Annotated in this window: 4 protein-coding genes; 1 reads left to right on the top strand and 3 read right to left on the bottom strand. The window is 64.0% G+C overall.

All coding sequences use genetic code 11. The features are described from left to right. Position 1: 1 nt before the first annotated feature. The 3 genes from IB235_RS12525 to IB235_RS12535 form a co-directional block, all read right to left on the bottom strand. Positions 2-3,472 carry an indolepyruvate ferredoxin oxidoreductase family protein gene (locus IB235_RS12525; RefSeq protein ID WP_192337014.1) on the bottom strand — a complete coding sequence of 1,157 codons (3,471 nt, stop codon included), beginning with the start codon at positions 3,470-3,472 and terminating at the stop codon, positions 2-4. A 118-nt stretch (positions 3,473-3,590) separates the two neighbouring features. Then, positions 3,591-4,838: an anaerobic sulfatase maturase gene (locus IB235_RS12530; RefSeq protein ID WP_370576886.1), complete on the bottom strand. Its 1,248-nt coding sequence runs from the start codon at positions 4,836-4,838 to the stop codon at positions 3,591-3,593. Positions 4,839-4,892: 54 nt separating this feature from the next. Then, positions 4,893-6,485, bottom strand: coding sequence for an arylsulfatase (locus IB235_RS12535; protein ID WP_225612268.1), 1,593 nt, complete (start codon positions 6,483-6,485; stop codon positions 4,893-4,895). 241 nt (positions 6,486-6,726) lie between these two features. On the opposite strand from IB235_RS12535, the gene ggt reads away from it, so the two are divergent. Continuing rightward, positions 6,727-8,532, top strand: coding sequence for a gamma-glutamyltransferase (ggt, locus tag IB235_RS12540; protein WP_192337015.1), 1,806 nt, complete (start codon positions 6,727-6,729; stop codon positions 8,530-8,532). Positions 8,533-8,857 lie beyond the last annotated feature (325 nt).

The following is an 8,857-nucleotide window of genomic DNA, read 5'->3' on the forward strand; positions in this document are numbered from 1 at the left end:
ATCAGGCGGCCGCAGCCGTCGTGGTCGTAAGGGCCGCGCGCAGCTTGGCGCGGCGGGTGTCGACATCGGCCGCGTGGCGTTCGCGCACATGGCCATAGCCGCGGATATGTTCGGGCAGCGACAGCAGCGCCGTCAGATCGGACCCCGCGGCCGTTCCGAAACGCGCCAGTGCAAAGGCGATGTCGGCCTCGTATTCGGACAGCAGGCGACGGGCCAGGCGCGCTTCCTCGCTGTTGCGAAAGGGGTCCAGCAACGTGCCGCGCAGCCAGCGCAGGCGGCGCATCAGGCCAAAGAAGCGCATGGCCTTGCGCCCGCTGACCGCGCCCTTGACCCATGCGCCGGTTTTTTCGTCCCGCCCGCCACAGGGCCATGCGCCGAAATGGAAGGTCAGTTCGGGCTGACCGTCAAAGCTCTCGGCCAAGGATTTCGCGAATTCCGGCTTGGAATAAAGCCGCGCGACCTCCCATTCGTCCTTTACCGCCAGCAGCTTGTAGTAGCAGCGCGCGACGGCCATGACCGGGGCCTCGCCCAGACCTGCCGCATCGGCGGCCTTGCGGATGCGGGCGACCATGTCGCTATAGCGGCGTGCAAGGGTGGCGTTCTTGTAGGCGGTCAGTTCGCCCGCGCGATGGGCGATCACCTCGTCCAGAGACTGCTTGCGGCGGCTGCCCAGATCGACCGGGGACAGCGCGCCGCGCAGCAAGGCGGTGACGGCCTGCGGATCGGCCACCGCCAACCGGCCCAGATCGAAGGCGCGGCGGTTCTCGGCGATCTTGACGCCGTTCAGTTCGATCGCGCGCATCATCGCCTGAAGCGACAATGGCAGGGCACCCGACTGCCAGCTTGCGCCGACCAGCAGCATATTGGCATAGACCGCATCGCCCAGCAGGCGCGTGGCCAGAACCTGCGCGTCCAGACCCTGCGCGCGGTCACCCAGCAGACGGGTCAGGCGCGACATTTGCTCATCGCCGTTCAACTGCCAGTCGGGGTTCTTGGCGAATTCCGAAGTCGGCACCACGGTCGTGTCGGTGACAGCCAGCGCATGGCCAAGGTTCAGCTTCGACAACGTCTCATCGCCCGCGGCCACCACCAGATCGCAGCCGATCAGGGCATCAGCCTCGCCGGTGGCGATGCGGGTCGCGGCCATGTCCTCGGGCGTGCGGGCCATCTTGATATGCGAATGCACCGCGCCGTATTTCTGCGACAGACCGGTAATGTCGAGGTTTGAGCTGAACCAACCATCGGCATGGGCGGCCACGGCCAGAGTCTGCCCGACCGTCACCACACCCGCGCCGCCGATCCCCGACACCAGCACCGCCCACGAACCCGCGACCGCAGGCAGCACGGGCTGCGGCAGCGCCCCGGCATCGATATTGACCTGCGCGGCCTTGACCCGTTTGGGTTTCACGCCCGCGACGGTGACAAAGCTGGGACAGAAGCCCTCGACGCAGGAAAAATCCTTGTTACAGGAGGATTGGTTGATCTGTCGCTTTCGCCCCAGATCGGTTTCCAGCGGTTCGATCGCCATGCAGCCCGAGACGGTCGAGCAATCGCCGCAGCCCTCGCAGACCTCGGGATTGATGAAGGCGCGCTTGTCGGGATCGACCCATTTGCCGCGCTTGCGCAGGCGGCGGCGTTCGGTGGCGCAAGGCTGATCATAGATGATCGCGGTGACACCGGTGCGCTCGCGCATCTCGCGCTGGACCAGATCCATTTCGGTGCGCGGATGCAGGGTGACATTGGCGGGCAGAGCGGTGCCCTGATATTTCTGCGGCTCATCAGCGACCAGCGCGATGGCGGCGACGCCCTCGGCGCGCAGCTGGTCGATCATCCGCAAGGGGTCGATCTCTCCGTCGACGGGCTGGCCGCCGGTCATCGAGACAAAGCCGTTATGCAGCAGCTTGTAGGTGATGTTCACCTTGGCGGCGATGGCGGCGCGGATCGCCAGCAGGCCGGAATGGAAATAGGTGCCGTCGCCCATATTGGCGAAGACATGCTTTTCCTTGGTGAAATGAAACTGGCCCAGCCAAGCCACCCCCTCGCCGCCCATCTGGGTGATCGAGTTGGTCTTCATCGGGTCGCGCAGCACCGCCATGGTGTGGCAGCCGATCCCGGCCAGCGCCCGGCTGCCATCGGGGACCCTGGTCGAACGGCCATGCGGGCAGCCCGCGCAAAAGGACGGCATCCGCAGCGCGCCGGGCGTTTCCAGCAGGGCCGTGCCGCTGGCGGCATTGGGGGCGGCAATCGGCGCGGCCGGGTTCAGGTCGCGAATGACGCGGGTCAAGACGCCGCGGATCTGGTTCGGGTCGATTTCGCCGTAGTTTTGAAACGCAACCTCGCCCGCGTCTCTGGCATAGGCCTGCCCGGAAAAGGTCTTGCCGATAATGCGCGGGGCGCGCGCCTGACCATAAAGCGTGGCGCGGATCTGGTCCTCCAGCAGCGGGCGCTTTTCCTCGACCACGACGACGGTATCCAGCCCCTCGGCAAAGTCGCGGACGATCCGGTCGTCCAGCGGCCAGACCGCACCGACTTTCAGCAGCCGCAGCCCCATCCCAGCCAGTCGGCCTTCGGACCAGCCCATCTCGTTCAGAGCTTGCGACAGGTCCTGCCACGCCTTGCCTGCGGCGACGATGCCGATGCGCGCAGCGTCGGCCCCGATGATGCGGTTCAGCCCGTTCGCACGGATATAGTCCAGCGCCCGCGCCAGCCGGGCGTCGTAAAGCTGCCGCTCCTGTTGCAGCACCGTGGCAAAGACCGCGATGCCCGGCCCCGGCGGCGCCTCGGGCAGCGTGATCCGTGGCTCATCCGCCGAAATCCGCACCGAGCCGCCGCCCTCGACCACGTCGGTCACCAGCTTCATCCCGGCCAGACAACCGGCAAAACGGCTTAGCGCGATGCCGTGCAACCCGTAATCCAGCACCTCCTGCGCATTGGCCGGGGCCAGCAGCGGAATGCCCGCCGAGACGAAGTTGAAATCCGAGTAGCAGGCGATCGAGGACGATTTTGCCCCGTGATCATCCCCGACCAGCAGCAGCGAGCCGCCCTTGGGATTGGTCCCGGCAAGGTTGGCGTGCCGGATCGGGTCCATCGCCCGGTCCATCCCCGGCGTCTTGCCATACCAGATCGAAAAGACGCCCTCGACCTCGGCCCCCGGAAACAGCCCGACCATCTGGCTACCCCAGGCGGCGGTCGCGGCCAGATCCTCATTCAGGCCGGGCTGAAAGACGATGTCATGCGCCTTGAGTTCGGCATGGACCTGCCACAGTTCCATGTCGTAGCGCCCAAGGGGCGAGCCGCGATAGCCTGAGATATAGCCGCCGGTCTTCAGTCCAGCCGCCATGTCACGCTTGCGCTGCTGCAAGGGCAGACGCACCAGCGCCTGCATCCCGGTCATATAGACCCAACCCTCGGTTTTGGTCAGACGATCCGACAGGTCGAAATCCAGACGTTTCTCGGCTGGCTGGTCAAACATGGCTGCCCCTCCCCAGGTCGCGCCATATTTGTTAGCCGTATGGAAAACCTATCGTCCAATTCGAAACATGAATGATCAGGCAATGTAATCCGAATGAGGGTCCGTTCGGTCGATGCGCTCAGATCCGCCCCAGCCGCTGCAGGATACGCACCACGTCCGGGCCGATATGGTCGTAAAAGGCGAAAAGCCCGGCGCACAGGTAGTTCAGCCCGGCCTCGCCCGTGTCCGAGCGGATCAACCGGTTCTTGGGACATTCACCCCAGCACAGCCGCAGATAGGCGCAGTCCCGGCATTTCCGCGGCAGCGTCGCGCTTTTGGCGTGGCCGAAATCCTGCTGCGCCGGGGAAAAGGCCAGATTGCCCAGATGCGTGTCGGCGATATTGCCGATGCGGTATTCGGGATAGACGAAATGGTCGCAGGAATAGACCTCTCCGTCATGCTCGACCGCGACGGCCTTGCCGCAGAATTCGGATTGGGTGCACATCTGTGCCGGTTGGCCCGCCGCCTGCGCCACCGCGGTTTCGAACAGGTTCACATGGACGCGGCCGATATCGGTGGCGATCCATTCGTCCCAGACTTCGGACAGGAAGCGGCCGTAATCGACAGGATCGACCGACCAGTCGGTAACGATGGAATCGGGATGGCCGGGGCGGGCGCGAGGGTCGTCCTCAAGCGGCTGGTCCTGAACCCGCGCGGGGGCGTCGGTTTCGAACTGGCGCGGCTCGACGGCGGGGGTGAACTGGATGCGCCATGTGCCCAGCTCATCGGCCAGAAAGCGATAGACCTCGCGCGGGTGAAGGGCGTTTTCGCGGTTCACCACACAAAGCGCGGCAAAGGGAATCCCGGCCTCACGCAACATGCGGGCGGCATTCATCACCAGATCGAAGGTCGGCTTGCCGTTCTTGGTGACGCGGAAACGGTCATGCAACTGGCGCGGGCCGTCGATCGACAGGCCGACGTGAAAGCCATGCGCCTTGAGAAACCCGATCCAGCGCGCATCCAGCAGCAGCCCGTTGGTCTGCAGGTCGTTTTCGATCCGCTGGCCGGGCTTGGCGTATTTCGCCTGCAGCACCACCACCTTTTCAAAGAAGGCCAGACCCATCAGCGTGGGTTCGCCGCCCTGCCATGAGAAGACGACCTGCTCTCCGGTCTGGGCCTCGATATATTGGCGGATGTGGTTTTCCAGCAGGTCGTCGCCCATCCGGGACTGGGAGCGGTGATGCAGCAGCCCGGATTTGTGCAGGTAGAAACAATAGGTGCAGTCGATATTGCATTCGGCCCCCGAGGGCTTGACCATCGCGTGAAAGCGATAGGTCCGGCCCTGCAAAAGACCGGCCCGGTCGAGGGCGGGATATTGGGGATTCACGTCAAACCTCGGATGTGACGGTGGCGCGCCCCGGCGGGACACGCCACTCTGGGCTTAGTTGGTGCTGGCGGTCATCTGCTTGATCAACTCCGAAAAATCCAGCGTCGGCGCGACCTGCACCGGCGGGTGTTCCTTGAGCGATTTCAGATGTGCGCCCAGCAGGGCCTGCACCGGTTCGGACAGCCATTGCTTGCGCTGCGTGATGTCCGAACGCTGGGTGATGTCATCGTGGGATTCGTAGGGATCGAAATGCAGGTTGTAGAGCATCGGGAATTTCTGCTTCACCCAAGGCTCGTAATAGCCCTCGGAGGTCTGGAAGTGCAGCTTCCAGTTGCCGACCCGCAGCGCCTTGATGTCACCTTCGTAGTAATAAATGAAATCGTTGCGGTTGGACTTGTCGGTCTTGCCCAGCCACAGGTCGAGGTTGTTGACCCCGTCCAGCACCTGGTTCTGCTCGGCCAGCACCTTTTCCTTCACATCGGGAATACCCGCCGCCGCCGCGATCGTGGTCATCACATCCATATGCGACTGCATGCCGGTGATGACCTGACCGGGCGGGATATGTCCGGGCCAGCTGACGATGAAGGGCACGCGCACGCCGCCTTCATAGGTGGTCATCTTTTCACCCCGGAATGGCGTGGTGCCACCATGATAGCGGGCGCTTTCCTCGGGGCCGTTATCGGTCGAATAGATGACGATGGTATTGTCCAGCGCCCCCATCTTTTCCAGCTCGGCCAGATATTCGCCGATCTGACGGTCATGCTGGATCACGCCCGACCCGTACAGGTCATCCTCGGTCGTGGCTTCCTGCGCCAGATAGCGGTCCTTGTTGTCCAGATGCGTGAACATGTGCATCCGGCTGGGGTTCAGCCAGACGAAATAGGGTTTGTCGGCGTCCTGCGCGCGCTTGATGAAATCGACCGAGACATCCATGAACTCTTCGTCGACATTCTTCATCCGCTCGATGTTCAGCTGGCCGGTATCCTCGACCTTCTGTTTGCCGATGCGGCCAAAGCGCGGGTCCTCGGTCGGGTCGTCGGCGTCAGTCGCCCAGCTGTGGATGACGCCGCGCGGGCCGTATTTGTCAAAGAAGGGCGCAGCCGGATAGTCCTTCTGCTCGGGTTCTTCCGACGTGTTCAGGTGGTACAGCTTGCCATAGAATTCGTCGAAGCCATGCAGCGTCGGCAGATGCTCGTTCCGGTCGCCAAGGTGGTTCTTGCCGAACTGGCCGGTGGCGTAGCCCTGTTCCTTCAGCACCTCGGCCAGTGTCGGGGTTTCCGGCTTGAGCCCCAGTTTTGCCGTTGGACGGCCCACCGTGGTCATGCCCGAGCGGATCGGATATTGCCCGGTGATCAGCGCCGCCCTGCCCGCCGTCGAGGAAGGCTGCGCGTAATGTTCGGTGAACATCGCGCCCGCTTCGGCAAGCTTGTCGATATTCGGGGTCTTGTAGCCCATGACGCCATTGCCATAGGCACTGACATTCGACCAGCCCATGTCATCCGAGAGGATGATCAGGACGTTGGGTTTTTCAGCCGAGGCATCAGCAGCCTGTGCAAATGCGGGGGCGGTCAAAGCCGCCGACAGGGCCATGGCGGAAGTGGCCAAGGCCACCTTGCCATTCGGCGCGGAACCAAAGTTAGTCAGCATTCTATGTGGAATCCGAATTTGATCGAGATGGTCAGACAGGTGTCGCAAACAGCGGCATACTGTTGGGCGCATTCAATCGAATCAATGTTTTATCTGGCGCGCGACGTAAGGTCAGAATGCCACGCCGGAAAGGCTGCGGACATTCGGTCTGCGTTGCGACAGCCTCGCGTCACCACGCCTTGCGCCAAAGGAACAAGGGGATCAGACTTCCTCTGGGACATTCCAACGCAAAGGAAAGCGGATGACGCGGACAGGATTTCTGCTGGCGGCTCTGACTCTCTGTGCAGGCACCGGCGCATGGGCGCAACAGGCCACCGACGCCGTCGCCCCCGAGGGCGCTACCGCTGCGGCACCCGCCACCTTTGGCGATCTGGGCCAACCCGCACAGGCGGCGCTGCAGGCCAAGGCAGCAGGCCAGCCGGTCAAGGCAGCCAACTGGATGATCAGCGCCGCGAACCCCTTGGCGGTGCAGGCCGGGGCGCGGGTGCTTGAGACGGGCGGCAGTGCTGCCGATGCCATGGTCGCGGTGCAGACGGTGCTGGGATTGGTCGAGCCGCAAAGCTCTGGCCTTGGCGGCGGCGCCTTTCTGGTCTGGTATGACGCGCAATCCGGTCAGCTGACCACACTCGACGCGCGTGAGACCGCGCCGATGGCGGCAAGGCCGACGCTGTTTCAGGACGACAAGGGCGAGCCGCTGAAATTCATGGAGGCGGTTGTCGGCGGACGCTCGGTCGGGACGCCTGGCACTCCCGCGCTGCTTGAGGCCGCGCATCGACGCTGGGGCCGGGCCAATTGGGCAAGCCTGTTCCAAGACGCCATTGCACTGGCGGATGATGGTTTTGCGGTCTCGCCACGCCTTGCCGGTCTGGTCGCCGCCGAGGGCGACGCGCTGCGCCGCGACCCTGCAACCTCGGATTATTTCTTTCCCGACGGCAAGCCCATCGCCGCGGGCGCGCCGCTGAGGAACCCGGCCTATGCCGATACGCTGCGCATCCTGCAGCGCGACGGGGCGGCAGGCTTCTATGCCGGGCCGGTGGCGCAGGACATCGTGACGGCCGTGCGCCACGCCCCGGTCAATCCCGGTCTGCTGGCCATATCCGATCTGGCAGCATATCGCGTGATCGAGCGCCCTGCCCTGTGCGCCACCTATCGCGATCATGATATCTGCGGTATGGGGCCACCCTCATCGGGGGCGCTGACCGTGGGGCAGATCCTTGGCATGCTGGGCGGCTATGATCTGGCGGCGCTGGGGGCCGAAAATCCCGAAAGCTGGCGGCTGATCGCCGATGCCTCGCGGCTGGCCTTTGCGGATCGCGAACGCTTCATGGCCGACAGCGATTTCACCCCGATGCCGACCAAGGGGCTGATCGACCCCGCCTATCTGGCCGAGCGCGGCAAGCTGTTGGCGGGCGATGACAGCCTGCCCGAGGTCAGCGCCGGGTCGCCCGGCTGGAGCCACGCCATGCTTTGGGGTGCGGATCAGGCGCTGGAACTGCCCTCGACCACGCATATCTCGATCGTCGATGCACAGGGCAATGCGCTGTCGATGACCACCACGATCGAGAACGGCTTCGGCTCGCGCCTGATGGTGCGAGGGTTCCTGCTGAACAACGAACTGACCGATTTCAGCTTCACCACCCATGACAAGGCGGGACTGCCCATCGCGAACGCCTTGGCTCCGGGCAAGCGCCCAAGATCCTCGATGGCACCCAGCATCGTGATGAAGGATGGCAAGCCGGTGCTGGTCATCGGCTCTCCGGGTGGCAGCCGGATCATCGGCTATGTCGCGAAAGCGATCATCGCGCATCTGGATTGGGGGATGGATGTGCAGCAGGCGGTGGCAGCGCCGCATCTCCTGTCGCGCTTCGGCCCCGTCGATATCGAGGCGGGCACCAAGGCGGCGGCGCTGACCGCCCCGCTTGCCGAGATGGGCTTCGAGGTGAACGAGACCGAACTGAATTCCGGCCTGCAAGCCATCGCGATCACCCCCGATGGACTTGAGGGCGGCGCCGACCCCCGCCGCGAAGGCATCGCCATCGGTGGGTAATGGGATCAGGATGGACCCGAGCAAGTTTGGCCGCGACCCGAGGGGCGGTTTTGGGCCTTGCATGGCTAGCCTGCTGCCAAGGGTAAGTCAGGTTTCACCCAGCCCCTAGCCCGTCCGGGGAATGACGCAACCATGTCCCGCGCATCATTTTTGAAGCGCGGGACAGTATGATTTTTCTGACTTCTCAGCCCTTATTGTTCTGGTTTTTTTGGATCCAGTTTTTGACATTTTGGGGTGTTGTGCGACCGCTTCGGGGTCCGTGTTGGGTGACGGAGCGGGAGGCGGCGGCGACGGCGAAGGTCAGGGTGTCTTGCAGGGTCCAGCC

The organism is Paracoccus sp. PAR01 (genome assembly GCF_014851995.1).
Classification (GTDB): Bacteria; Pseudomonadota; Alphaproteobacteria; order Rhodobacterales; family Rhodobacteraceae; genus Paracoccus; species Paracoccus litorisediminis.

What these genes read in the sequence shown, in the direction of transcription:
- IB235_RS12525 (WP_192337014.1), bottom strand. Translation starts at nt 3,472, where the DNA reads ATGTTTGACCAGCCAGCCGAGAAACGTCTGGATTTCGACCTGTCGGAT.
- ggt (WP_192337015.1), top strand. Translation starts at nt 6,727, where the DNA reads ATGACGCGGACAGGATTTCTGCTGGCGGCTCTGACTCTCTGTGCAGGC.
- IB235_RS12535 (WP_225612268.1), bottom strand. Translation starts at nt 6,485, where the DNA reads ATGCTGACTAACTTTGGTTCCGCGCCGAATGGCAAGGTGGCCTTGGCC.